Here is a 22,540-nt window from a genome sequence, read left to right on the forward strand (position 1 = left end):
TTAGAGGCCCTCCACCGTAACGCCCATCGAACGGGCGGAACCAGCCAGCGTGCGCACAGCGGCATCAACGTCAGCAGCGTTCATGTCCTTCAGCTTGGTCTTGGCGATCTCTTCCAGCTGAGCGCGGGTGATCTTGCCGACCTTGGTAGCCAGAGGGTTCGAAGAGCCCTTGTCCAGCTTGATCGCCTTCTTGATCAGCACCGTTGCGGGTGGGGTCTTGATGACGAACGTGAAGCTCTTGTCCGCGAAAGCGGTGATCACCACAGGCAGTGGCAGACCTGGCTCAACACCTTGGGTCTGGGCGTTGAACGCCTTGCAGAATTCCATGATGTTAAGACCACGTTGACCCAGTGCTGGACCAATGGGTGGCGATGGATTGGCTTTACCAGCTGGCACTTGCAGCTTGATGAAGCCGACAATTTTCTTTGCCATTTATAGCTCCTTACGGGTAAAAACGCCCGCACTGCATAGCGCGGGCTCCCCGGGGGTTAAGACTCTGTTTAGGCACCGAGTCCGTAAGTGCATGAAAATCAATCAGGTTTTTTCGACCTGCGCAAATTCCAGCTCAACCGGAGTTGAACGGCCAAAGATCATAACAGAAACGCGAAGTCGACTCTTTTCGTAGTTTACTTCTTCGACGGATCCGTTGAAGTCCGTGAACGGACCTTCCTTGACGCGAATGAATTCGCCCACGGTGAATTCGATCTTGTGGCGCGGCTTGTCCGAGCCTTCTTCCATCTGCAGAACGATCTTCTGAACTTCTGCTTCGGAGATGGGAGCGGGACGGTTCTTGGCACCACCCACAAAACCTGTCACCTTGCTGGTGTGCTTGACCAAGTGCCAGGTGTCGTCGTCCATGACCATCTCGACGAACACATAGCCTGGGAACAGACGGCGCTCGGTGGTCTTCTTCTGACCATTGCGCACTTCCACCACTTCTTCGGTGGGCACCAGGATGCGGCCAAACTTGCTTTGCATGTCCGAGCGGTGAATGCGCTCCAGGATGTTGCGCTCAACCGCCTTCTCCATGCCCGAGTAGGCATGCACGATGTACCAGCGCAGATCGGGATTAGCAGCGCTCATAGGCGCCTCAGCGCCTGTGTTGGTTGTTTCGTCCGTGTTCGACATTACTTCCTCCAGCCCAGAACCAGGTCATACAAGACCCATTCCAGCGTTTTATCAGTCATCCACAAGAACAAAGACATGATGACCACGAACGCAAACACGTAGGCGGTCATCTGCAGCGTCTCTTTACGCGAAGGCCAGACGACCTTCTTGACTTCACGCCAGGAGTCCTTGGCGAAACCAACAAATTGCTTACCTGGTTCAGACACCAGAAAAACGGTGACAGCCGCAATCAGGGCCACAATCAGCACGGCCCACTGGGCAATCGCACCTTGTTTGGCCAACAGGTAAAAGCCGGCGATACCGGCGATAACCAATGCAGCTACGGCGAACAGCTTGAGCTTGTCCGCACCAGAACTAACAGTTTCAACTTGTGTAGCAGCCATGTCGACAATTCAGAGATGAAAATAGGCATCACTCAAGACGCCGAAGCCCGCCTTGTAATCAGGCGGGCTTGGTTGACCACTTATTCAGTGGCAGGGGCAGTAGGAATCGAACCTACAACCTTCGGTTTTGGAGACCGACGCTCTGCCAATTGAGCTATACCCCTACGAAATCAATACTTACGCAATGATCTTGGCAACCACGCCAGCGCCCACGGTACGGCCGCCTTCGCGAATAGCGAAACGCAGACCTTCTTCCATAGCGATGGGGTTGATCAGCTTGACGGTGATCGACACGTTGTCGCCAGGCATAACCATTTCCTTGTCAGCTGGCAGCTCGATGGCGCCGGTCACGTCCGTGGTACGGAAGTAGAACTGAGGACGGTAGTTGTTGAAGAATGGGGTGTGGCGGCCGCCTTCGTCCTTGCTCAGCACATACACTTCAGCGGTGAAGTGGGTGTGTGGCTTGATCGAGTTAGGCTTGCACAGCACTTGGCCACGCTCCACGTCTTCACGCTTGGTGCCCCGCAGCAGCAGGCCAACGTTGTCACCAGCTTGACCTTGGTCCAGCAGCTTGCGGAACATTTCCACGCCGGTAACGGTGGTCTTGACGGTGTCCTTGATACCGACGATTTCGATTTCTTCGCCGACCTTGATGATACCGCGCTCGATACGGCCGGTCACCACGGTACCACGACCGGAGATGGAGAACACGTCTTCCACGGGCATCAGGAAAGCACCGTCCACAGCGCGCTCTGGCGTTGGGATGTAGGTGTCCAGAGCTTCAGCCAGACGCAGGATTGCGGGCTCACCCTTGTCGGATTGGTCGCCTTCCAGAGCCAGCTTAGCCGAGCCGCGGATGATGGGGGTGTCGTCACCTGGGAAATCGTACTTGTCCAGCAGTTCGCGGACTTCCATTTCCACCAGCTCCAGCAGCTCTTCGTCATCAACCATGTCGCACTTGTTCAGGAACACGATGATGTAAGGCACGCCCACCTGGCGAGCCAGCAGGATGTGTTCACGGGTCTGGGGCATGGGGCCGTCAGCAGCCGAGCAAACCAGAATAGCGCCGTCCATCTGAGCAGCGCCGGTGATCATGTTCTTCACATAGTCGGCGTGGCCAGGGCAGTCCACGTGAGCGTAGTGGCGGTTAGCCGTTTCGTACTCAACGTGTGCGGTATTGATGGTAATGCCGCGTGCCTTTTCTTCAGGAGCAGCGTCGATTTCGTCGTACTTCTTGGCTTCGCCGCCGAACTTGGCAGACAGCACGGTTGCGATAGCAGCCGTCAGCGTGGTCTTGCCGTGGTCCACGTGACCAATGGTGCCCACGTTCACGTGCGGCTTGGTGCGCTCGAATTTTCCTTTTGCCATTCTAGACTCCGAAAAAACCTAAACCTAATGGGATATAGCGCAACAAGAACCGTGCGCACTTAAATATGGTGCCCATGGGCAGGATCGAACTGCCGACCTCCCCCTTACCAAGGGGGTGCTCTACCACTGAGCCACATGGGCAATTTTTTCAAATTGCAACAGGATCGCTTTACTGCAGACTGGAGCGGGAGACGGGAATCGAACCCGCGTCATTAGCTTGGAAGGCTAGGGTTCTACCATTGAACTACTCCCGCATCAACCGCGCCATAAGCGCAATTGCTGCAAAGCTTTCTTCTTCAACCATTTCTGGTGGAGGGGACTGGATTCGAACCAGTGTAGGCGTAAGCCAACAGATTTACAGTCTGCCCCCTTTAGCCACTCGGGCACCCCTCCGAAGAAGAACTAGATTGTAGCATCATTTTTGGCTGTTTTTAGAAACTTCCGATTTCTCGCAAATTTCTTTCAGGGACGCAACCCGCACAAACCCGAAAACAATGCTTCTCTCTATATAAAAAGCCCCGAGACCTAAATCTCGAGGCTCTTAACTGGTGCGGCTGGCAGGAATCGAACCCACGACCCCTTGGTTCGTAGCCAAGTACTCTATCCAGCTGAGCTACAGCCGCTAAGCTGCGTATTGTAGGCTTTTTTTGGGCACCTTGACCGAATCGACCATGTTTTTTCAAAAAATCGTGCTGAAACCGGGTGATCCGTGGCGACAGGAGCGCACATGGCGCCTCTTGGAAGCCTGGCGAGACAGATCGCAGCGCCCAAGCAGGCAGCACGCACAGGCTAGCGCATCTCTAAGCAGGCATCCTCTGGGATGAACGCAGCAAGATCTGCAGCTCGGCAACATCGACAAGCATAGAGCTGCACGCGAGCACAGCACCCAACAGGCAACAAAAAACCCGCGCTGCGACGTCACAGGCGGGTTGATGCTGCTCAGATGGAGCAAGAAAGAGCGGTTGGTGCGGCTGGCGGGGATCGAACCCACGACCCTTGGCTTCGGAGGCCAATACTCTATCCACTGAGCTACAGCCGCACAAGCTGCAGACGCAAAGCGCTGCAGATCAACCCGCTGATTATGGCATGGCTTGGATGCCCTGGCCGTTCAGTTGTCGCCCGGGCATCGCAGCAGGGACTAGCCTTCAAAGCCCTGAGCTGGCTGCGGGCAGCTTGCTGGGACCAAAGCCCAGGCCGGTCAGATAGGCTTCCACTGCTTTTTCACCCATGCTGCGCAGCGGAAAGTTGCCTTCATTGAGCACCCAGCCGTGGATCAGCCCCACAAATAAAGAGTGCAAACCCAGCGCTGCCTCTTGCGGCGTCATCTGCATCTGTACCTGGTCCTGCTGGGAGGCCTCTTCCAGATCAGCGGCAAATTTGCGCTGGGAGCAGGCAAAACTCTCGACATGGCCTTCGCGCACGCTCTCCAGCTCGCCCACGTACTCCAGCTTGAACAGCGCCGTGTCAAACACCTTGCGGCGGCGTTCGTCCCCATCCATACTGTCAAACACTGCATAGATTGATCGGCGGATTCGATCAAGCGGGGCCAGCTCGCCATATTTGTCGTCACAAATTTCCTCGAAGGGCATGCAGATGCGATCAAGCATCGATGTAAAAACATCGACCTTGTCTTTGAAGTGCCAGTACACCGCCCCGCGGGTAGCACCTGCCCGCTGGGCGATTTCGTTGAGCGAAGCGCGCGCCACGCCCTTCTCGAAGAACACCTGTTCTGCCGCATCCAGCAGCTTGACGCGGGTCTCATCTGCCTCTGCTTTAGTACGTCGAGCCATCGCTTGTATTCCGTTCTTGCAAGCACATGACCCCTGTTTGTCAACCCAAAGGCCATGCGTTATTTATCAAATTTCGACAATTATACATTTGCGCATGTATGTATAATCGCGCAGCAATTTCATGGGAATTGAGGACCATCCGCGCCCGGATGTGAGACAAGCCCAGCAAGGCCTCTTGGGGCCTCCATCTTTACCATTTCTCATCTACCGAAGGGACTTTCATGCAGCAGATGTATGAAGCAAACCAATCTACCGGGAACCGCCCAGCCTCCACCAGCCCCCGCCGCAAGACCGGCGTGCTGGCTCTGACGCTGGTTGCCGCCCTGGTCTTGACCGCCTGCGGCAACAAGAAAGACGAACAAGCAGCCCAACAAGGCGGTGCGCCCAAGCCGCCTGAGGTCAGCGTGCTGACGGTGAAGCTGGAGAGCATTCCTGTGGTCTCCGATCTGCCCGGCCGCCTGGAGCCCGTGCGCGTGGCCCAAGTGGGTGCACGCGTGGCAGGCATCCTGCAAAAGCGCCTGTTCACCGAGGGCTCGGACGTCAAGGCCGGCCAAGTGCTGTTCCAGATCGATAATGCGCCCTACCGCGCCAACTTGGAAAGCGCACAGGCGACTCTGGCCCAGGCCCAGGCCAGCCTGGCTCAGGCGGCATCCACCGCCCGCCGCTACAAGCCGCTGGTAGAAGCCAACGCCATCAGCAAGCAGGAATACGACGTTGCCGTGGCCAATGAAAAGGCTGCACTGGCCCAGGTCGCTGCCGGCAAGGCAGGCGTGACCAATGCCAACATCAACCTGGGCTATGCCTCGGTGACGGCGCCGATCTCCGGCCGCATTGGCCGCTCGCTGGTGACCGAAGGTGCGCTGGTCGGCCAAAGCGGTGTGACCGAGCTGGCCGTGATCCAGCAGATCAACCCGCTGTACGTGAACGTGACGCAGTCGTCTTCCGAGATCCTGCGCATGCGTGAGGCGCTCAAGTCCGGCAAGCTGGCCAAGGCCGGTGACAACGCCGCCAAGGTCATCGTCTACACCGACGACGGCAAGCCCTATGCCCACCCCGGCAAGCTGCTGTTCACCGATCTGACGGTGGACCCTGCGACTGGCCAGGTGAGCGTGCGCGCCGAGCTGCCCAACCCCGAAAACCTGCTGCTGCCCGGCATGTATGTGCGTGTGCACATCCAGGAAGCCCAAGTGGACAACGCCGTGCTGATCCCGCAGCAAGCCGTGACCCGCAATGAAAAGGGCAACACCGTGATGATCGTCGCCGCCGACGGCTCGGTCAGCCCCAAGCCTGTGCAGATCAGCCAGTCCAAGGGCACCAACTGGGTGGTGACCGATGGCCTCAAGCCGGGCGACCAGGTCATGGTGGATGGCTTCATCAAGCTGGGCATGGGCGCGACGCACGTCACGCCAGTGCCATGGAAGAACCCGAGCGACAAGGCGGCAGCGCCAGCGGCTCCTGCAGCAGGGGCAGCGCCCCAGGCTGAGGCACCCGCTGCGGACAAGCCCGCCGCCTCGCCAGAAGCTGCAGGCAACACCGCCGCCAGCAAATAAACAGGACACAGCGGAATGTCAAAGTTCTTTATTCACAGACCGATTTTTGCCTGGGTGATCGCGATCTTCGTGGTCCTCGCAGGTATCGTGTCCATTACCCGACTGCCGGTGGCGCAGTTCCCGAGCGTGGCACCGCCCACCATCACGGTGACGGCGACCTACCCTGGTGCCACTGCGCAGACCCTGACCGACTCGGTGCTACAGCTGATCGAGCGTGAGATCAACGGCGCCGAAGGCCTGATGTACATGTCGTCGTCCGCCTCTGCCACCGGCAGCGGCGAGCTGACCGTGACCTTCGAGCCCGGCACCAACCCCGACCTGGCCCAGGTGGATGTGCAAAACCGGCTGGCCCGTGCCACGCCGCGCCTGCCCAGCATCGTGCAATCGCTGGGCGTGCGCGTCGACAAGTCGATGAGCAACTTCCTGATGATTCTGACCTTCCAGTCGGACACCGGCGAGACCTCGCGTGACGAAATCTCCGATTACGTCAACCGCAATGTGCTGCCGGAAATCCAGCGTCTGGACGGCGTGGGCAAGGCCCAGCTGTTTGCGGCCGGTCGCGCGATGCGCGTCTGGGTCGATCCAGCCAAGCTGCAGGGCTACAGCATGTCGATCGCACAGATCAATGCCGCCATTGCCGCGCAGAACCAGCAGATCTCCGGTGGTGCGCTGGGTGATACGCCGAGCCTGCCGGGCACCAGCATGAACGCCACCATCGTCGTGCCTGGACAGCTGTCCACGCCCGAGGAGTTTGGCGAGGTGGTGCTGCGCTCCAACTCGGACGGCTCGACCGTGCGCCTCAAGGATGTGGCCCGCGTGGAGCTGGGCACCGAAAGCTATGCCTTCAACTCGCGCCTGAACGGCAAGCCGGCCGTGGCGCTGGCCGTGCAGCTGACCTCGACCGCGAACGCGATGGCGACCGCCAAAGAGGTCTACAACAAGATGGACGAGCTCGAACCCTTCCTGCCTGCGGGTGTGAAGTGGTCGGCGCCGTATGACACCTCCAAGTTCGTCAAGATCTCGATCGAAAAAGTGCTGCACACCCTGCTCGAAGCCATCGTGCTGGTGTTCATCGTGATGCTGATCTTCCTGCAGAACATCCGCTACACCCTGATCCCGACCATCGTCGTGCCTATTGCGCTGCTCGGGGCCTTTGCGGTGATGTACAGCGTGGGGCTGACCATCAATATTCTGTCGATGTTCGCCATGGTGCTGGTGATCGGTATCGTCGTGGACGATGCGATCGTGGTGGTGGAGAACGTCGAGCGGATCATGTCCGAAGAGGGCTTATCGCCCAAGGAGGCAACGATCAAGGCCATGGGCCAGATCCAGGGCGCCGTGGTCGGTATTACCGTGATTCTGGTGACCGTGTTCATCCCGCTGGCCATGTTCTCGGGCGCGACCGGCAATATCTACCGCCAGTTCTCGCTGGTGATGGCGATCTCGATCTTCTTCTCGGGCTTCTTCGCGCTGACCCTGACGCCAGCGCTGTGCGCCACCATGCTCAAGCCCATTCCCAAGGGCCATGCGCATGACAAGAAGACCGGCCTGCTGGGTCCCTTCTACAACTGGTTCAACCGCATGTTCGGCAAGGCCACCAAGGGCTACCAGAAGACCTTGATCGGTGTCGTCAAGCGCACCTTCCTGGCCTTCCTGGTCTATGCAGCGGTGATCGTCGGCGTGGTGTTTGGCTTCAAGGCGCTGCCAACGGCATTCCTGCCGGTGGAAGACCAGGGCTATGTGATCTCCTTGGTGCAACTGCCCCCGGGTGCCACCCAGGAGCGCACCAGCGAGACCATGAAGCAGCTGGAAGACTTTGTCCTGGCGCAGCCTGAAACGTCCAACATCGTGAGCATTTTGGGCTTCAGCTTTGCCGGTCAAGCGCAGAACATGGGTCTGGCGTTTACCGTGTTCAAGGACTGGTCCGAGCGCACGGCGCCGGGCTCGGATGCCTCGTCGTTCGCCGGCCGGGCCATGGGCGCGATGATGAGCCTGCGCGATGGTTTCATCTACACCCTGGTGCCACCGTCGATCTCCGAACTGGGCAACAGCGATGGCTTTACCTTCCGCCTGCAGGACCGCGGCAACCATGGTCATGCCGAGCTGCTCAAGGCCCGCAATGACCTGATCGCCAAGGCCAGCAAGAGCCCCATCCTGACGGGCATGCGCTTTGACGGTGTGGATGACGCGCCGCAGTGGCAGGTCGACATCAACCGCAATGCGGTGTATGCGCAAAAGGTCAACATGGCCGATATCGCGACGACCCTGTCGACCGCCCTGGGCTCGAGCAACTCGACCGACTTCCCGAACAAGGGCTATATGCAGCGCGTCACCATCCAGGCCGACGCCGCTACCCGCATGCAGCCTGAGGACGTGATGAAGCTGACCGTGCCCAATGCGGACGGCAAGCTGGTCGAGCTGTCCACCCTGGCCACGGCCAAGTGGATCACCGGCCCGATGCAGATGTCGCGCTACAACGGCTATCCCTCGATGAGCATCACCGGCCAGGCCAAGCCCGGCTACACCACGGGTGACGCGATGGCCGAGATGGAAAAGCTGTCGGCCGAGCTGCCACAAGGCTTTGGCTACGAGTGGACCGGCCAGTCGCTGGACGAAAAGAAAGCCGGCTCGTCGGCGATGATCCTGTACGCGTTCTCGATCCTGGCGGTCTTCCTCTGCCTGGCAGCGCTGTATGAGAGCTGGAGCATTCCGCTGGCCGTGCTGCTGGTGGTGCCACTGGGTGTGTTGGGCGCCGTAGGCGGTATGCACCTGCGTGGCATGCCCAACGACATCTACTTCCAGGTGGCGCTGATCACCGTGATCGGCTTGTCCGCGAAGAACGCCATCTTGATTGTGGAGTTCGCCAAGGACCTGCACGACCAGGGCATGAGCGCGCTGGATGCGGCGCTGGAAGCCGGTCACCTGCGCTTCCGCCCGATCCTGATGACCTCGCTGGCCTTCATCCTGGGTGTGGTGCCGCTGTACATCGCCTCCGGCGCCAGTGCCGTGAGTCAGCACGAGATTGGCACCGGCGTGTTCTGGGGCATGATCATCGGCACCTTCCTGGCCGTGTTCCTGGTGCCGGTGTTCTTTGTCGAGGTCTTCCGTCTGTTCGGCCGCAAGGGCGAGCAGGACAAGGGACCGCAAGGCAGCCCGCCCGCGCCGCATTCGCCTGATCGTGGACACGACGCTGTTCTGTCTGCCAATGTGGGGAAAGGAACCCACCATGAATAAGAAACTGATACCAACCGTTCTGGCTGCGGCCCTGCTGGCCTCGGGTTGCTCGCTGATTCCATCGCTGGACAAGCCTGCCACCCCGGTGGCTGCGCAGTACCCGGTGGCCACGGAACAGACGCAGCAGGCCGCTGCCGATATTCCCTGGCAGAACTTCTTCACCGATACGCGCCTGCAGCAGCTGATCCAGACCGCGCTGGACAACAACCGTGACCTGCGCGTGGCGGTGCTCAACATCGCCCAGGCCCGTGCGCTCTACCAGATCCAGGACGCCCAGCGCTTCCCGGAAGTGGGCGTCTCCGGCTCGGCGACGCGCCAGCGCAGCCAGATCACCGGCGCCTACGGCAATGCCTTCAGCGTGGGTGTCGGTATCCAGAGCTGGGAGATCGACTTCTTTGGCCGCATCAGCAGCCTCAAGGAACAGGCCCTCGCCCAGTACCTGGCCACCGAAGAAGGCCGCAAGTCTGCCCAGATCAGCCTGGTGGCCTCGGTCGCCAACGCCTGGCTGACCCTGCAGGCCGACGAGGAGCTGATCGACATCTCGCGCCGCACCCTGGAGACGCGCGAGGAATCGATCAAGCTGTCCAAGCTGCGCCTGGATGCCGGTGTGGCTTCGGAGCTGGACTACCGCCAGGCCCAGTCGCTGACGGAAAACGCCAAGGCGACCCTGGCTCAGCAACTGCGCCAGCGCGCGCTGGACGTCAACGCCCTGACCTTGTTGCTGGGCCAGACGCCACCGGCCGAGCTGCTGACCAGCCTGCAGGGCAAGCGCCTGAGCGATCTGCCCGTGATGGCCGATGTGCCAGCGGGCCTGCCCTCGGACCTGATGCTGCGCCGCCCGGACCTGCGCCAGGCCGAGCAGACCATGATCGCCGCCAACGCCAACATTGGCGCGGCGCGTGCGCTGTTCTACCCGGCGATCTCGCTGACCGCCAGCGCCGGCTTTGCCAGCTCCGAGCTGTCTGACCTGTTCGACTCCAAGTCCAAGGGTTTCACGATTGCGCCTTCGCTCTACCTGCCGATCTTCAATGCCGGCCGCAACCAGGCCAACCTGGAAGTCGCGGAAGTGCAGACCAAGATTGCTGCAGCGCAGTATGAGAAGGCCATCCAGACCGCGTTCCGCGAGGTCTCGGACGCTCTGGTCAGCCGCCAGACGCTGGCTGACCAGCTGCAATCGCAGCAGGCCCAGGTCGAGGCCGAGTCGGCACGCCTGAAGCTGTCGGACCTGCGCTACAAGAATGGTGTGGCCAGCTACCTGGACCTGCTCGATGCGCAGCGCTCGCTGTTCGCGCTGGAGCAAGCCGTGGTGCAAGTGCGCCTGACCCAGCTGCAAAACCAGGTCGGCCTGTACAAGGCGCTGGGTGGCGGCTGGACCGACGCTGCAGCGGCCGACACTGTCGCTCAGGCGGCCCCAACTGCTGGCAAACCATAGGTTCCTGCCCGCGACTGCGGCCCCACAATGGCTTGCCAGACCTGCTGGCAAGCCATTTTTTTATGCGCGCGCGGCGCAACTGTGGTTGATTACCTGCAGGTATTTGCCCGGAGGCCCTGCCAAAAAACCCGTCGATATAATGATTTTGGCCTCTGCACGATGAACAACAAGCCCACAGAGAATTTGAGGAAGCCATGAGCGACATCCAGCAAGAAGAAGCACATACAGGCCCCGTCAAATCACCCAAGCAATTTTTGTGGACGGTGATCTTTGCTTTTGTGATCCCGGTATTTGCCATCATTGGCTTGGTGACCTTTGTGACCTCGGCCAACAAATCCGGCCCCGGCGCGGCCGATAACGCAGGCTCCATCGAAAGCCGGCTGCAGAAAGTAGGCTCGGTCGAGATACGCGACGCCAACCGCCCCCTCAAATCCGGCCAGGAGGTCTACCAGGCCCAATGCGCCTCCTGCCATGCCACTGGCGCTGCCGGCGCCCCCAAGTTTGAAGATGCTGCTGCCTGGGCCCCGCGCATCAAGACCGGCCTCGAAGCGCTGGTGCACTCGGCCATCGCCGGCAAGGGCGCCATGGCCCCGCAAGGCGGCGGCGACTTTGAAGACACCGAAATCGCCCGTGGCGTGGTCTACATGGCCAATGCCGCCGGCGCCAAGTTTGATGAACCCCAGCGCCCTGCTGCTACCAGCGCCGATGCAAGCAGTGCTGCCCCAGCCACCGCAGCGCCAGCCGTTGCAGCCCCCGCAGCAGCCTCGGCCGCTCCTGCTGCAGCTCCTGCCGAACCAGCAGCGGCCGTTGCCGCAGCACCTGCAGCTGCCGCCCCCAGCGCCAGCGCCGCCGTCAATGGCAAGGCGCTGTATGACAAGGCCTGCTTTGTCTGCCATGCCGCTGGTGTGGCCGGCGCGCCCAAGTTCGGTGACAAGGCCGCCTGGGCGCCGTATATCGCCCAGGGCATCGACAGCATGGTGAAGATCGCCATCAGCGGCAAGGGCGCGATGCCCCCACGTGGCGGCTCCAGCGCATCGGATGAAGAAATCCATGCCGCGGTGCAGTACATGGTGGAGCATGCGCAGTAAGCAGGCTGCCCACCGCGCCCGCTAAAAGATCAGGCCTGGCCCGCCGCCTTCAGCGCAGCGGGGGAGCGCACAAAGCCATAGCGCTTTTCCAGCAGCACGCTGGCCACCTCGGTTGGCTCCGGCAACAGGCCCTGCTCCAGGGCCTGCGATACATCCAGCACATCCTGCGTGTGCACAATGCCCAGCCCTTGGGCAGTATGCAGATAGACAGCACCTTGTTCATCGGCCAGCACCGCCTGCACCTGCGCAGGCGCCAGCACCGCGCCGGTATGGGAATGCAGATGCAGGGCCTCATCGCGCCACTGCGCGCGCCAGACCCAGGGGGTCGCCTCCAGCTCCACAAACACCTGCTGCGGGCCGTTCTGGAAATACCAGCAGCCCTGCGGATCAGCCAGGTAGTTGCGGGCAATGAACTGCGCGAGCTTGTCGTGCTCCACCCGCGAGCCCTTGGCGCCTGGCAGACCACTGCTGAATGCACCGGCCGCCTGGGCCTGCGCATCACGCAGCCACCAGTTGCCGCGCGCGTCCAGCGCCAGCCAGCCCCAGCAGGCGGGCACGTTCGGCCATTTGGCCATGGCTTGTTTCACGATATCGTCCATGCGGCGATCCTACTGCATGTGCCAGGCCCGGCATGCCGGTGCTGCGCCCCTCACACCGTCAATAATCGCTGACAATGCGCCGCTGCCAGATAGGTAACAATGGCGGCTCTGAATTGGCAAGGAGCCCTCATGAACGCATGGAAACGATTTCTGGTGGTGGCAGCCGCAGCGCTGGCACTGACGGGCTGCGGCTATAACGATTTTCAACGGCTGGACGAAGAATCCACGGCCGCCTGGAGCGAGGTGCTGAGCCAGTACCAGCGCCGTGCCGACCTGGTGCCCAATATCGTGGCCTCCGTCGAGGGTGAGGCCAACTTCGAGCAGGACACCTTGACCAAGGTGATCGAAGCGCGCTCCAAGGCCACCTCGATCCAGGCCACGCCCGAGCTGGTGAACAACCCGGAGGCCTTCAACAAGTTCCAGCAAGCCCAGGGTGAGCTGTCCAGCGCGCTGTCGCGCCTGATGGTGGTCTCGGAGCGCTACCCCGAGCTCAAGGCCAACCAGGCCTTCCGCGATCTGCGCGTGACCCTGGAAGGCACGGAAAACCGCATCGCCGTCGCGCGTGACCGCTACATCGGCACCGTCAAGGCCTACAACATCAAGGCCCGCCAGTTCCCGACCAACCTGACCGCCAAGGTCTTTGGCTACCAGCCCAAGGCCAATTTCACGGTGCAGAACGAGGCCCAGATCTCCCAGCCGCCGACCGTGGACTTCTCGTCTGAGCGGAAGTAAGCGCATGGCCGCGATGCCCGCCTGGCACCCCCGGCTGGCCTGGCTGCTGGCCCTGGTGGTGGCCCTGCTGCTGCCCTGGATTACAGCGCCTGCGTTGGCTGCCGTGCAGCCGGTGCCGGCGCTCAGCGCCCATGTGATCGACCAGACCGCCACCTTGAGCGCGCAGGAACAGGCCCAGCTGGAAGCCCAGCTGACGGCGCTGGAGCGCGACACCGGCGCGCAGGTGGTGGTGCTGATGGTCGCCAGCACCAGCCCCGAAGACATTGCCGCCTATGCGCACCGCGTGGCCAGCACCTGGATGATTGGCCGCAAGGACGTGGGCGATGGCCTGCTGGTACTGGTCGCCAAGGACGACCGGCGCATGCGCATCGAGGTCGCCAAGACCCTGGAAGGCGCGATCCCCGATCTGCGCGCCGCGCGCATCATTGACGAGACGATGAAGCCGGCCTTCCAGGCCGGCAAGTTTGCCATGGGTATTGGTGACAGCCTGGCCCAGATCAGCGCGCTGATCAAGGGCGAGGCGCTGCCGCCGCCCCGCAGCACAGCCCCCAGCCGCAACCAGGCGTCGTCGGCCTTGCCGGATGACCCCGCGCAACTGCTGCTGTTCTTCTTCATCTTTGTGATGGTGGGCGGCAGCGTGTTGCGCAGCATGCTGGGCCGCGCACTGGGCTCGCTGGCCACCGGTGGTGCAGCAGGCCTGGTAGCGGCCTGGCTCACCTCCAGCGTGCTGCTGGGCATTGGCGCTGGCGTGGCCGCGCTCTTTGTGGTCTTGCTGGCCGGCACCATGCGCGGGGGCAGCTCGATTGGCGGGGGTGGCGGAGGCTTTGGCGGCGGAGGCGGCTTTGGCGGTGGTGGATTTGGTGGCGGCGGCGGTGGAGGCGGTGGCGGATTCAGCTCCGGCGGCGGCGGCAATTTTGGGGGCGGTGGCGCCTCGGGGAGTTGGTGATGGGCCATTGGTTGCAACGCTGGGGCAGGCAACTGCGCCACCGCTTTCTGGAGCGCGATGCCTCCCATGCCTTACCCGACGACGCCCGGCAGCGCCTGGCGCAGGCCATCGCGGCTTCAGAGGCCAGGCACAGCGGCCAGATCCGCGTCTATGTGGAAAGTGCCCTGCCCTGGAGCTATATCCGCCGCGATGCGCCAGCGCGCGAGCGCGCGGTGATGCAGTTTGGCAAGCAGCGCGTCTGGGATACCGAGCACAACAATGGCCTGCTCATCTACCTGCTGCTGACCGACCATGCGATCGAGATCGTCGCCGACCGCGCAGTATCGCGCTGCGTGAGCGGCCCGCAGTGGCAGGCGATGGTCGACAGCCTGGCCAGCGAGCTGCGCAGCGGCCAGTATGAAAAGGCCTTGCTGGCGGCCATCGGCCAGGTATCGCGCCATCTGGAGCAGCAGTTTCCGCGCGGCGCCGCGCCGTCAGCGCCAGACAATGAACTGGATGACCAGCCGCTGATCGGCTGAGCACAGCGCAGGGGAGGCGAATTTCGGCCTCCCGCCCCATCGGGCAGTGGATATAAATGATAATGCGCAATCAATATCATTTGATGCGCATTTCATCGCCCATCTCGCCCGCCTGCTCCATGTCCTCCGACACCCCCATCCTCCCCCGCATCCCTGCTGCCGGTTTGCCCGGCGCCAGCCGCCTGCAATCCATCGACGCGCTGCGCGGCCTGGTCATCCTCTTCATGCTGATCGACCATGTGCGCGAGACCTTCTACCTGCACCACCAGGTGCCGGACCCGATGGATGTCTCCGCCACTGCGCCCGAGCTGTTCTTCAGCCGCTTGCTTGCCCATCTGTGCGCGCCGGTGTTTGTGCTGCTCACGGGCCTGTCGGCCTTTTTGTATGGCAGCAAGTATGAGGATGGTCGCGCTGCGGCCTCGGGCTTTCTCTTCAAGCGCGGGCTGTTTCTGGTGCTGCTCGAAGTGACCGTGGTCAACTTTGCCTGGACCTTCCAGTTCCCGCCCACCAAGATCTTCTTGCAGGTGATCTGGGCCATTGGCCTGTCGATGCTGATGCTGTCGGCGCTGGTGTGGCTGCCCCGCCGGCTGATCATTCCGCTGGGCCTGCTGCTGGTCGCCGGCCACAACCTGCTCGACCACCTGCACTTTGCGCCCGACCATGCGCTGCACACACTCTGGGCCGTGCTGCATGACCGGGGCTGGATCGATGTGAGCAGCAGCCTGCGCCTGCGCACCTCCTACCCGCTGCTGCCCTGGATCGGCGTGATTGCGCTGGGCTATGCGATGGGCCCCTGGTTTGCCAAGGGTGCCGATGCACTGCAGCGCCAGCGCCGCCTGCTGACCTGGGGCCTGGGCCTGCTGGTCGGCTTTGTGCTGCTGCGTGCCGCCAATGTGTATGGCGACAAGCCCTGGGTGGTGGGCGACTCGCTGATGGTCAGCCTGATGGGCTTTTTGAACATCACCAAGTACCCGCCCTCGCTGCTGTTTCTGGCGCTGACCCTGGGCATCGGCCTGCTGCTGCTGCGCGCTTTCGAGCGCCGGCCACAGATGCGCTGGCTGGCACCGCTGACCGTGTTTGGCGCCGTGCCCATGTTCTTCTATGTGCTGCACCTCTATGTGCTCAAGTTCCTCTACCTGGGCGCGCAGGCGATCTGGGGCAACAACCAGGGCGAGGTATTTGGCTTTGATGCGATCTGGATGGTGTGGATCACCACGGTGGCCATGGGCTTTGCGCTGTACCCGGCGGTGAAGGCCTTTGCCGCCTTCAAGGCCCGCAGGCGCGATATCACCTGGCTCAAGTACCTCTAAGACGCCGTCTCAAGCTGCCTCAGGCTGCAGGGCCTGCGCCGCTGAGGCAGTCCTTGCACTGGCCGTACAAGGTGATCTCATGGCCCTCGACCAGAAAGCCCGGCGGCGCCATGCCCTTGAGATCGCCCGGGCAGGCCTGGATATCAAACACCCGGCGGCAGCTATTGCACTGGAAGTGGTGGTGGTGGTCATGCGTGGCCGGCTCGTAAAGCGGCAGGCCACCGGGCAAGGTCACCACGCGCAGCAGGCCCTCTTCCGTCATCGACTTGAGGTTGCGGTAGACGGTGGCAATGCCCAGCGCCGGCAGGGCCGCACCCGCAATCTCCAGCACCTCTTGGGGTGAGAGAGGACGGCCTTGCGATGCAAAGGCATCGGCGATGGCGGCGCGCTGGCGGGTAGGACGTTGCATGGTCTGACAGGGGGCGTTCCGGGGAACGGCTAAGGCAATCGAGGGTGCGCCCATCATAGCCGCTCGGGCCGCCGCCTGCAGGCAGCGCCGGCAGGCAGGCTCTGCCCTGCTCTTGCAACTCAGAAAATCTGCAAAGGCATCTCGGCCAGCAGGCGCACCTGGTTCACATTCAGCTCGCCCTGGGTTTTGTTGGCCCGGTGCACGCCATAGCGCAGCTGCAGCGCCAGCCCCTTGGCCTGGCCCTGCTGCACGGTGTAGCGCAGCAGCATGTCGCGCTCCCAGTGGCGGCCGCCACTGCCGGTGGCACCCAGGTAGTTGGCGTACACGCTGCCGGCGCGGCTGTAGTCAATGCCCGAGCCGCGTGTATAGGCCACGCCAGCGCGCAGGCCCGGTGTCAGCCACTGGCCCAGATCGGCCTCGTACTTGAGCTGCCAGGATGCCTCGTGCGGCGCATTGAAGTCCGACAGCTGCATCGCGTTTTCCAACCAGATGGAGCCCCGGTTCACATAGTCGAACGGCGTGTCGCCATCTACCTTCTGGTAGCCCAGGCCCAGCTGGTGCATGCCGGCCGCATAGGTGCCCATCAGGCTCCAGGTCAGGTTGTCCACCTTGCCGGCCTTGGCGGCACCGGTGTCTTTGTTGCGGTACAGGTTCAGGCTGAGCGAGAGGCTTTGCTTATCGGCCAGCGCCTTTTTGTAGAAGCCGCCCAGGTACCAGGTGTTCCAGACATCCTCGTATTGGCCCACATAGCTCGACAGGCTCAGCCCGCTCCAGGGCGTGGCCCAGCTGCCGCCGGCAAAGCTGAAGGCATCGCCTTGCACGCCCGAGTAATTGGCCAGCAGGGGCTGGCCGTTTTTGCGCGCATTGCGGTCGGCCCAGCGGGTAAAGCGGCCGGCCTGCAGGCTCAGCTGCGGAATATCGTTGCTGCTGATCAGCCAGCCCCGGTTGGTCTCGGGCAGCAGGCGCGTGTCGGACGAGTGGAAGATCGGGTTCTTGGTGCGCATCTCGCCCACTTTCAGCTCGGTCGATGACCAACGCAGCTTGAGCGCGGCACCGGCGCGGCCAAAGCTGTCCTGGAGGTCGCTGCCGTCCTTGGCGATATAGCGCGGGTTGCTGCGCACCTTGTCGGCGTCCGAGCCCAGGTTGATGCCGCCATAGGCATGCGCATCCAGTCCCAGGCCGATCAGCCCCTGCGTGTAGCCCGAGCTGAAGTTCAGCATCAGGCCATAGGCGGCTTCGGCGGCCTTGTCCGAACGCGCGCCGCCGGACACCACGCGGGTGCTGTCGCCGCGCCGGTAGTCCAGCTGCTCAACCACCATGCGGTTGACCATGCCCAGGCTCGCGCCCTCGACCAGGCCCTTGGCCTCGTCCTGCGCGCCCGCCTGCGCATGGCTTGCGGCCACGGCCAACACCGCCAGGCCGCTGCTGCGCGCCATCCATTTGAAATATGTCATTGTTTTGTGTCGCCCAAAATTGCGGTGGCCGTTCAGCGTGGCGCCGAAGCGCGGCTGACGATGTCCTTGAAGCGCTGCTGCGCGCGCTCAGGAACCTCGGCGGGTACCTGCAGGCCGGACAGCGGCGCATCGCCCACCTGCACCAGCATCACCATGCCCATTGCGTAATGGGGCAGGCATTGCACGCCATACAGACCTGCGGCATCGAAGCTGACTTCGATCTCCTCGTTGATCTTGCCCTTGAAGGGCTTGGCACCAGCGGGCGCCATGCCCGGTATGCTGACCGCATCATGCCCGCTGCTGCTGGCCAGGAACTTGACCTTGTCACCGGGCTTGATCTGCAAAAACTCAGGCTCATAGGTCATCGCGCCGGTGGCGCTGCGGTTGCGCATCTTGACTTCAAAAGTCTCTGCGCCCGCCTGGCTGCACAGCAAGGCGCTCAATAGAACAGGTATCCAGATTCGGGGTTTCAGGGTGGGCATATGGGCTCACAGTCAGGAAGAAGAAAGCGGACGAAAACGCAGCACCCGGCTGCCGTCCCAGGGGTCGACCAGCGCACTGGCCTCCACGCGGAATACCTGTGCCAGCAGCGCTGCATCGAGCACCTGATCGGGCCGACCCAGTGCGACGAGCCGGCCTTGCTGCATGACGGCCAGCCGGTCGCAGGCCAGGGCCTGGTTCAGGTCATGCAGGGCTACGACCTTGGTGACGGGCAGGCTGCGGATCAAGGCCATCAGCGACAGCTGCTGGTGGATATCGAGGTGGTTGCAGGGCTCATCGAGCAGCAGCACACCCGGCTGCTGCGCCAGCGCGCGTGCGATGTGCACACGCTGGCGCTCACCGCCCGAGAGGCTGTGCCAGGCACTGTGGCGGCGCTCCGCCATGCCGACGGCATCCAGGGCTTGCTGCACTGCGTCCCAGTCCTGCGCAGCAAAAGGCTGCAGCGCTGACAGCCAGGGCGTGCGCCCCAGCGCCACCGCATCCTCGACGCTGATGGCATCCTGCGTCTCGGCCATTTGCGCCACCAGGGCCAGCTCACGCGCGATGGCGCGGCGCCCCATCTTGTGCAGCGGCTGGCCATGCAGCAGCACTTGGCCGGCATCAGGCCGCAGCACACCGGCGAGCAAGCGCAGCAGGCTGGATTTGCCCGAGCCATTGGGGCCAATCAGGCCCAGCATCTCCTGGCGCTGCACCGGCAGGCTGAGCTGCTCGACAACCGGCCGGCCCTGCAGGCGCAGGCCCAGCGCGCAGGCTTGCAAGACCGGCTGATCCGCAGTGACCACAGGCTCCGCCGTCATCCGCGCCTCCGCTGGCTTTTGAGCAGAATGCAGGCAAACACCGGCGCACCCACCAGGGCGGTAATCACCCCAATCGGCAGCACCTGGCCCCGGATCAAGGTGCGCGACAGCACATCGGCCGCGATCAGAAAAACCGCGCCCATCATGGCGCTGGCAGGCACCAGACGGCGGTGGCTGACGCCGACCAGCATGCGCGCCGCATGCGGAATGACCAGGCCGACAAAGCCGATCGCGCCGACGATGGAGACCATGACAGCCGTCATCAGCGCCGCGGCCAGCAGCAGCACCAGTTGCACCCGGCGCACCGGCACGCCAAGCGCAGCCGCTGATTCGCTGCCAAAGGTGAAGGCATCGAGCGCGCGTGTGTGCAGCAGGCACAGCAGCAGGCCGGTGATGGCGATGCAGGCCGTCAGCACGGTATCGGGCCAGCGCACTCCGCTCAGGCTGCCCAGCAGCCAGAACATGATGCCCCGCGCCTGCTCGGCACTGCCCGACTTGGTGATGATCAGCGAGGTCAGCGCATTGAAGAGCTGCGAGCCCGCAATGCCGGCCAGCACAATCTGGCCGCTGTTGCGCAGCCCGCCGCTGCCGGCGGCATGGGCCAGCATGGCCACCAGTGCAAAGGCACAGAGCGCGCCAAAAAACGCGCCCATGGTCATCGAGATGGCGCCTGCGCCCACGCCGACGACGGAGACCAGCACCGCACCGGTCGATGCGCCGGCCGAGATGCCGAGCAAATAGGGTTCGGCCAGCGCATTGCGCAGCAGCGATTGCAAAATGACGCCGGACACCGCCAGGCCCGCGCCGCAGCTGGCCGCCACCAGCGCCCGGGGCAGGCGGTAGTTCCAGACAATGCCCTGGCTGATGGGGTCAATGGCATAGCTGGCACCGGCCAGCTTATTGGCCAGCACCTGCAGCACCAGGCTGGGCGACAGCGCCGTCTCGCCAATGGCAATGCCCAGCGCCACGCTCAGCAGCAGCGCAAGCACGGCGCCCAGGCACCAGCCGGCCCAATGCAGGGGCCTACGCAATGCCGATGGGCGCGCGGATGCCGTTGCCACCACCATGCCAAGTCTTGCGTCAGCGGCTTATCAGCGCTGGGCTGGCTGGGCCAGCTTCAGCACCGCGTCGCTGATCTGCTCCATGCCATCGACGAGGCGGATCGAGCCTTGCAGCGCATCGGCATCGACGATGACGATGCGGTTGTTCTTGACCGCATCCATGTGCTGGGTGACCGGGTCCTTCTTCAAGAACTCCAGCTTCTTCTGGTAGTCATCCGCAGGGAAGCGGCGGCGGTCCATGCGGGCGATGACCAGGATGGAGGGATTGGCCTTGGCAATGGTCTCCCAGCCCACAGTGGGCCACTCTTCGGACGAATTGACGATATTGCGCAGGCCCAGCGTTTGCAGCATGTAGCCGGCAACGCCGTTCTTGCCGGCCATGTAGGGGTCGATGGCCAGATCAGCGCTGGAGAACCACAGCGCAGCGGACAGGTTGGGCTGCTGCGCAGCCTTGACCTTGGCCACTGCCTTGGCCTGGCGCTCGCGCAGGTCCTTGACCAGGCGCTCGCCCTGGGGCTGCACATCAAAGAGCTGCGCCAGTTGCGTGATGCTCTTGTACAGCGCCTGCGCATCGTAGGCCGCGGTGCGGGTGCCATCGGCGCCCTTGAGGTTGTTCTTGCCTTCGCAGTCGGAAGGCATGGCATAGGTGGCAATGCCCAGGTCATGGAACTGCTCGCGCGTGCCCACGACGCCGTCCTTGCCGACCATCCATTCAAACTGCGACACCACCAGCGCCGGGCGCTTGCCGATCACCGACTCGAAGCTGGGATCGTTGTCCGCCAGGCGCGGCACCTTGTCATTGATGGCCTTGTACTGGGGCAGCACGGCATTGAACCACAGCGAGGTGCCCACCACCTTGTCGCCCTGACCCAGCGCATACAGCATCTCGGTACCGGCCTGGCCGATGGTGACGACCGACGCGGGCGCCTGCTTGAGGGACACCTCGTAGCCGCAATTTTGCAGCTGCATCGGATAAGGAGCGGCCCAGGCGGACAGGGAAGTGCATACGCAAGCGGCCAACAGAGAGGGCAGCGCAAAACGGCGAACAGGCATCGGAATCGTCTCTCCAGGTAGAGGCAAGGCATGCTGGCCGTGCGAGCCGACCCGGTGCGGGGCGCTGCCCGGTGGACCCGGGACAGGCTTGCGCAGACGAGACGCTGCTCACCGCCCGGACACCCCGCCGGTCATGATCAAAACACACGCACATCCGCCATGAATGGGTTTGCCGCACCGGCGCTTGCGTTGTTCGCCTTGCAGCGCGCAAACGGGTGGCATGCCTGTCTCTCTGTGCAAACCGGGGCTTGCCAGTGGCTTGTGAATGCATGACCTTGGCAGGTCTCCTGACTGGCCGGTCTGTGCAGCGCATCGCCTTCCCAAACCAAAGTTCAGTGGCGCCTGATGCGCTGCTCGCGGCCTACAGTTGCGGGGGCAGTTCCATTTACAGGACCTGGCTGGGGGCTGGCCCTTCTGGATTCCCTCATGCCAAGGCAGTGCGCCTACAGCATGTTCTTGCGAAACCAAAGTGGCTGTACTGTAGCCGATTTACAGGGCCTGCATGCTAAGCTGCAGGCCGTTTGATGGCCATGAACCACCTACCGATTCAACACAGCACTTATCGCATCCGCCGCGTTGCGCAACTAGCGCCGGTGGCGGCCTTTTTGCAGGCGGCGCGCCAGGCCATGTTTGGCGATCGGGTGGATACCAGCACGCCACAGGCCGATCTGCGCGACTTTGCCTCGGTCTATGCGTCGCCCGGTGGCTGCATGCTGGCCGCCTGGCAGGGCGACCGCATCATCGGCAGCATCGCCTACCGCGCCTACGACGGCCGCTTTGCGCACCTGGCCCTGCCCAGGGCACACACGGTAGAGGTAGTGCGCTTGTACATCGACCCGGCCTGGCGCCGGCAAGGCCTGGCTGGCGAACTGTTCGCCCAGCTGCGGCAGCAGGCGCTGCAGCAGGGTGTGGAGCGGCTGTATCTGCACACCCACCCCTTTTTGCCAGGGGCAGAGGCTTTTTGGCAACGCCAGGGTTTTGTCAATCTGCACCAGGATGCCGACCCGCTGTGGCAGACCCTCCATATGCAGCAGCTGCTGCAGACCGGATCCGCCCCGACCCATCCCGTAGCGGCGTAAAAAAACCACCGCATGTGAACTGCACCCCAAAAGTTGGACACCAGTCCAACCAATGGGGTGTTTTTCATGGCGAAATACGATGAGAGCTTTAAGCTCAAGATGGTCCAG

At 62.8% G+C, this 22,540-nt stretch carries 21 protein-coding genes, 6 tRNA genes and 1 riboswitch; of the genes, 9 read left to right on the forward strand and 18 right to left on the reverse strand.

From position 1 onward, the window contains the following. The 11 genes from rplK to EDF71_RS19970 all read right to left on the reverse strand — a co-directional run bounded on the left by rplK (position 1) and on the right by EDF71_RS19970 (position 4,669). Positions 1-432 (reverse strand): 50S ribosomal protein L11, encoded by a 432-nt coding sequence (gene rplK, locus EDF71_RS19920; protein WP_021025389.1) that lies wholly within the window; start codon positions 430-432, stop codon positions 1-3. Positions 433-534: 102 nt separating this feature from the next. After that, the gene (gene nusG / locus EDF71_RS19925; RefSeq protein WP_021025390.1) at positions 535-1,128 is read right to left on the reverse strand and encodes a transcription termination/antitermination protein NusG; all 594 of its coding nucleotides are present in this window, start codon (positions 1,126-1,128) and stop codon (positions 535-537) included. Continuing rightward, a complete protein-coding gene (secE, locus tag EDF71_RS19930; protein WP_021025391.1) occupies positions 1,128-1,511 on the reverse strand; it encodes a preprotein translocase subunit SecE in 384 nt (127 codons plus the stop codon). The genes nusG and secE overlap by 1 nt, the downstream gene beginning before the upstream one ends. Before the next feature lie 88 nt (positions 1,512-1,599). Further along, positions 1,600-1,675 (reverse strand) — tRNA-Trp (locus EDF71_RS19935). Between the two features lie 13 nt (positions 1,676-1,688). Continuing rightward, positions 1,689-2,879, reverse strand: a complete 1,191-nt coding sequence (gene tuf, locus EDF71_RS19940; RefSeq protein ID WP_116926819.1) for an elongation factor Tu — start codon at positions 2,877-2,879, stop codon at positions 1,689-1,691. 66 nt (positions 2,880-2,945) lie between these two features. Further along, positions 2,946-3,020 (reverse strand) — tRNA-Thr (locus EDF71_RS19945). Positions 3,021-3,059: 39 nt separating this feature from the next. Beyond that, positions 3,060-3,133 (reverse strand) — tRNA-Gly (locus EDF71_RS19950). 53 nt (positions 3,134-3,186) lie between these two features. Continuing rightward, positions 3,187-3,272: transfer RNA gene (locus EDF71_RS19955), tRNA-Tyr, on the reverse strand. A gap of 153 nt (positions 3,273-3,425) precedes the next feature. Beyond that, a tRNA-Arg gene (locus tag EDF71_RS19960) sits at positions 3,426-3,502 on the reverse strand. 340 nt (positions 3,503-3,842) lie between these two features. Next, positions 3,843-3,918 (reverse strand) — tRNA-Arg (locus EDF71_RS19965). Between the two features lie 106 nt (positions 3,919-4,024). Beyond that, positions 4,025-4,669, reverse strand: coding sequence for a TetR family transcriptional regulator (locus tag EDF71_RS19970; protein ID WP_133858291.1), 645 nt, complete (start codon positions 4,667-4,669; stop codon positions 4,025-4,027). 221 nt (positions 4,670-4,890) lie between these two features. On the opposite strand from EDF71_RS19970, the gene EDF71_RS19975 reads away from it, so the two are divergent. From EDF71_RS19975 to EDF71_RS19990, 4 genes are all read left to right on the forward strand, one after another. Next, positions 4,891-6,219 (forward strand): efflux RND transporter periplasmic adaptor subunit, encoded by a 1,329-nt coding sequence (locus tag EDF71_RS19975; protein ID WP_243854372.1) that lies wholly within the window; start codon positions 4,891-4,893, stop codon positions 6,217-6,219. A gap of 15 nt (positions 6,220-6,234) precedes the next feature. Then, positions 6,235-9,453, forward strand: a complete 3,219-nt coding sequence (locus tag EDF71_RS19980) for an efflux RND transporter permease subunit (RefSeq protein WP_133858292.1) — start codon at positions 6,235-6,237, stop codon at positions 9,451-9,453. After that, positions 9,446-10,885, forward strand: coding sequence for an efflux transporter outer membrane subunit (locus tag EDF71_RS19985; RefSeq protein WP_133858293.1), 1,440 nt, complete (start codon positions 9,446-9,448; stop codon positions 10,883-10,885). Before EDF71_RS19980 ends, EDF71_RS19985 begins: the two co-directional genes overlap by 8 nt. Before the next feature lie 194 nt (positions 10,886-11,079). After that, positions 11,080-11,973, forward strand: coding sequence for a c-type cytochrome (locus tag EDF71_RS19990; protein WP_133858294.1), 894 nt, complete (start codon positions 11,080-11,082; stop codon positions 11,971-11,973). 29 nt (positions 11,974-12,002) lie between these two features. Here the strand turns inward: EDF71_RS19990 and EDF71_RS19995 are convergent, their stop codons facing one another. After that, entirely contained in the window at positions 12,003-12,572 is a 570-nt protein-coding gene (locus tag EDF71_RS19995) for a DUF2946 family protein (protein WP_133858295.1), read from the reverse strand. Between the two features lie 129 nt (positions 12,573-12,701). On the opposite strand from EDF71_RS19995, the gene EDF71_RS20000 reads away from it, so the two are divergent. From EDF71_RS20000 to EDF71_RS20015, 4 genes are all read left to right on the forward strand, one after another. Then, the gene (locus EDF71_RS20000) at positions 12,702-13,304 is read left to right on the forward strand and encodes a LemA family protein (RefSeq protein WP_133858296.1); all 603 of its coding nucleotides are present in this window, start codon (positions 12,702-12,704) and stop codon (positions 13,302-13,304) included. Between the two features lie 4 nt (positions 13,305-13,308). Further along, on the forward strand, positions 13,309-14,250 hold the full coding sequence (locus EDF71_RS20005) for a TPM domain-containing protein (protein ID WP_133858297.1): 942 nt from the start codon (positions 13,309-13,311) through the stop codon (positions 14,248-14,250). Further along, a complete protein-coding gene (locus tag EDF71_RS20010) occupies positions 14,250-14,768 on the forward strand; it encodes a TPM domain-containing protein (RefSeq protein WP_133858298.1) in 519 nt (172 codons plus the stop codon). The genes EDF71_RS20005 and EDF71_RS20010 overlap by 1 nt, the downstream gene beginning before the upstream one ends. Positions 14,769-14,887: 119 nt before the next feature. Beyond that, the gene (locus EDF71_RS20015) at positions 14,888-16,078 is read left to right on the forward strand and encodes a DUF1624 domain-containing protein (protein WP_208301098.1); all 1,191 of its coding nucleotides are present in this window, start codon (positions 14,888-14,890) and stop codon (positions 16,076-16,078) included. Between the two features lie 19 nt (positions 16,079-16,097). Here the strand turns inward: EDF71_RS20015 and EDF71_RS20020 are convergent, their stop codons facing one another. The 6 genes from EDF71_RS20020 to EDF71_RS20045 form a co-directional block, all read right to left on the reverse strand. Further along, the gene (locus EDF71_RS20020; RefSeq protein ID WP_133858300.1) at positions 16,098-16,487 is read right to left on the reverse strand and encodes a transcriptional repressor; all 390 of its coding nucleotides are present in this window, start codon (positions 16,485-16,487) and stop codon (positions 16,098-16,100) included. Positions 16,488-16,606: 119 nt separating this feature from the next. Further along, positions 16,607-17,941, reverse strand: coding sequence for an OprD family outer membrane porin (locus tag EDF71_RS20025; RefSeq protein WP_208301099.1), 1,335 nt, complete (start codon positions 17,939-17,941; stop codon positions 16,607-16,609). 32 nt (positions 17,942-17,973) lie between these two features. Further along, the gene (locus EDF71_RS20030) at positions 17,974-18,384 is read right to left on the reverse strand and encodes a pseudoazurin (RefSeq protein ID WP_243854373.1); all 411 of its coding nucleotides are present in this window, start codon (positions 18,382-18,384) and stop codon (positions 17,974-17,976) included. Positions 18,385-18,435: 51 nt separating this feature from the next. Then, entirely contained in the window at positions 18,436-19,239 is an 804-nt protein-coding gene (locus EDF71_RS20035) for an ABC transporter ATP-binding protein (RefSeq protein ID WP_133858302.1), read from the reverse strand. Beyond that, positions 19,236-20,228, reverse strand: coding sequence for an iron ABC transporter permease (locus EDF71_RS20040; RefSeq protein WP_243854374.1), 993 nt, complete (start codon positions 20,226-20,228; stop codon positions 19,236-19,238). Before EDF71_RS20040 ends, EDF71_RS20035 begins: the two co-directional genes overlap by 4 nt. 102 nt (positions 20,229-20,330) lie before the next feature. Further along, on the reverse strand, positions 20,331-21,353 hold the full coding sequence (locus tag EDF71_RS20045) for an ABC transporter substrate-binding protein (protein ID WP_133858304.1): 1,023 nt from the start codon (positions 21,351-21,353) through the stop codon (positions 20,331-20,333). A gap of 259 nt (positions 21,354-21,612) precedes the next feature. Next, a riboswitch (cobalamin riboswitch) is annotated at positions 21,613-21,837 on the reverse strand. Positions 21,838-21,883: 46 nt separating this feature from the next. On the opposite strand from EDF71_RS20045, the gene EDF71_RS20050 reads away from it, so the two are divergent. Then, positions 21,884-22,432: a GNAT family N-acetyltransferase gene (locus EDF71_RS20050; protein WP_133858305.1), complete on the forward strand. Its 549-nt coding sequence runs from the start codon at positions 21,884-21,886 to the stop codon at positions 22,430-22,432. Positions 22,433-22,540: the final 108 nt, after the last annotated feature.

Source organism: Comamonas sp. JUb58 (assembly GCF_004364775.1).
GTDB lineage: Bacteria > Pseudomonadota > Gammaproteobacteria > Burkholderiales > Burkholderiaceae_C > Comamonas.

Excerpts from the sequence above, each read along its gene's own strand:
- EDF71_RS20025 (WP_208301099.1), bottom strand. The coding sequence starts at position 17,941 with ATGACATATTTCAAATGGATGGCGCGCAGCAGCGGCCTGGCGGTGTTG.
- rplK (WP_021025389.1), bottom strand. The coding sequence starts at position 432 with ATGGCAAAGAAAATTGTCGGCTTCATCAAGCTGCAAGTGCCAGCTGGT.
- EDF71_RS20010 (WP_133858298.1), top strand. The coding sequence starts at position 14,250 with ATGGGCCATTGGTTGCAACGCTGGGGCAGGCAACTGCGCCACCGCTTT.
- EDF71_RS19985 (WP_133858293.1), top strand. The coding sequence starts at position 9,446 with ATGAATAAGAAACTGATACCAACCGTTCTGGCTGCGGCCCTGCTGGCC.
- EDF71_RS20020 (WP_133858300.1), bottom strand. The coding sequence starts at position 16,487 with ATGCAACGTCCTACCCGCCAGCGCGCCGCCATCGCCGATGCCTTTGCA.
- EDF71_RS20050 (WP_133858305.1), top strand. The coding sequence starts at position 21,884 with ATGAACCACCTACCGATTCAACACAGCACTTATCGCATCCGCCGCGTT.
- EDF71_RS20000 (WP_133858296.1), top strand. The coding sequence starts at position 12,702 with ATGAACGCATGGAAACGATTTCTGGTGGTGGCAGCCGCAGCGCTGGCA.
- EDF71_RS19990 (WP_133858294.1), top strand. The coding sequence starts at position 11,080 with ATGAGCGACATCCAGCAAGAAGAAGCACATACAGGCCCCGTCAAATCA.
- EDF71_RS19975 (WP_243854372.1), top strand. The coding sequence starts at position 4,891 with ATGCAGCAGATGTATGAAGCAAACCAATCTACCGGGAACCGCCCAGCC.
- EDF71_RS19980 (WP_133858292.1), top strand. The coding sequence starts at position 6,235 with ATGTCAAAGTTCTTTATTCACAGACCGATTTTTGCCTGGGTGATCGCG.
- nusG (WP_021025390.1), bottom strand. The coding sequence starts at position 1,128 with ATGTCGAACACGGACGAAACAACCAACACAGGCGCTGAGGCGCCTATG.
- tuf (WP_116926819.1), bottom strand. The coding sequence starts at position 2,879 with ATGGCAAAAGGAAAATTCGAGCGCACCAAGCCGCACGTGAACGTGGGC.
- EDF71_RS20045 (WP_133858304.1), bottom strand. The coding sequence starts at position 21,353 with ATGCCTGTTCGCCGTTTTGCGCTGCCCTCTCTGTTGGCCGCTTGCGTA.
- secE (WP_021025391.1), bottom strand. The coding sequence starts at position 1,511 with ATGGCTGCTACACAAGTTGAAACTGTTAGTTCTGGTGCGGACAAGCTC.
- EDF71_RS20035 (WP_133858302.1), bottom strand. The coding sequence starts at position 19,239 with ATGACGGCGGAGCCTGTGGTCACTGCGGATCAGCCGGTCTTGCAAGCC.
- EDF71_RS20005 (WP_133858297.1), top strand. The coding sequence starts at position 13,309 with ATGGCCGCGATGCCCGCCTGGCACCCCCGGCTGGCCTGGCTGCTGGCC.
- EDF71_RS19995 (WP_133858295.1), bottom strand. The coding sequence starts at position 12,572 with ATGGACGATATCGTGAAACAAGCCATGGCCAAATGGCCGAACGTGCCC.
- EDF71_RS19970 (WP_133858291.1), bottom strand. The coding sequence starts at position 4,669 with ATGGCTCGACGTACTAAAGCAGAGGCAGATGAGACCCGCGTCAAGCTG.
- EDF71_RS20015 (WP_208301098.1), top strand. The coding sequence starts at position 14,888 with ATGTCCTCCGACACCCCCATCCTCCCCCGCATCCCTGCTGCCGGTTTG.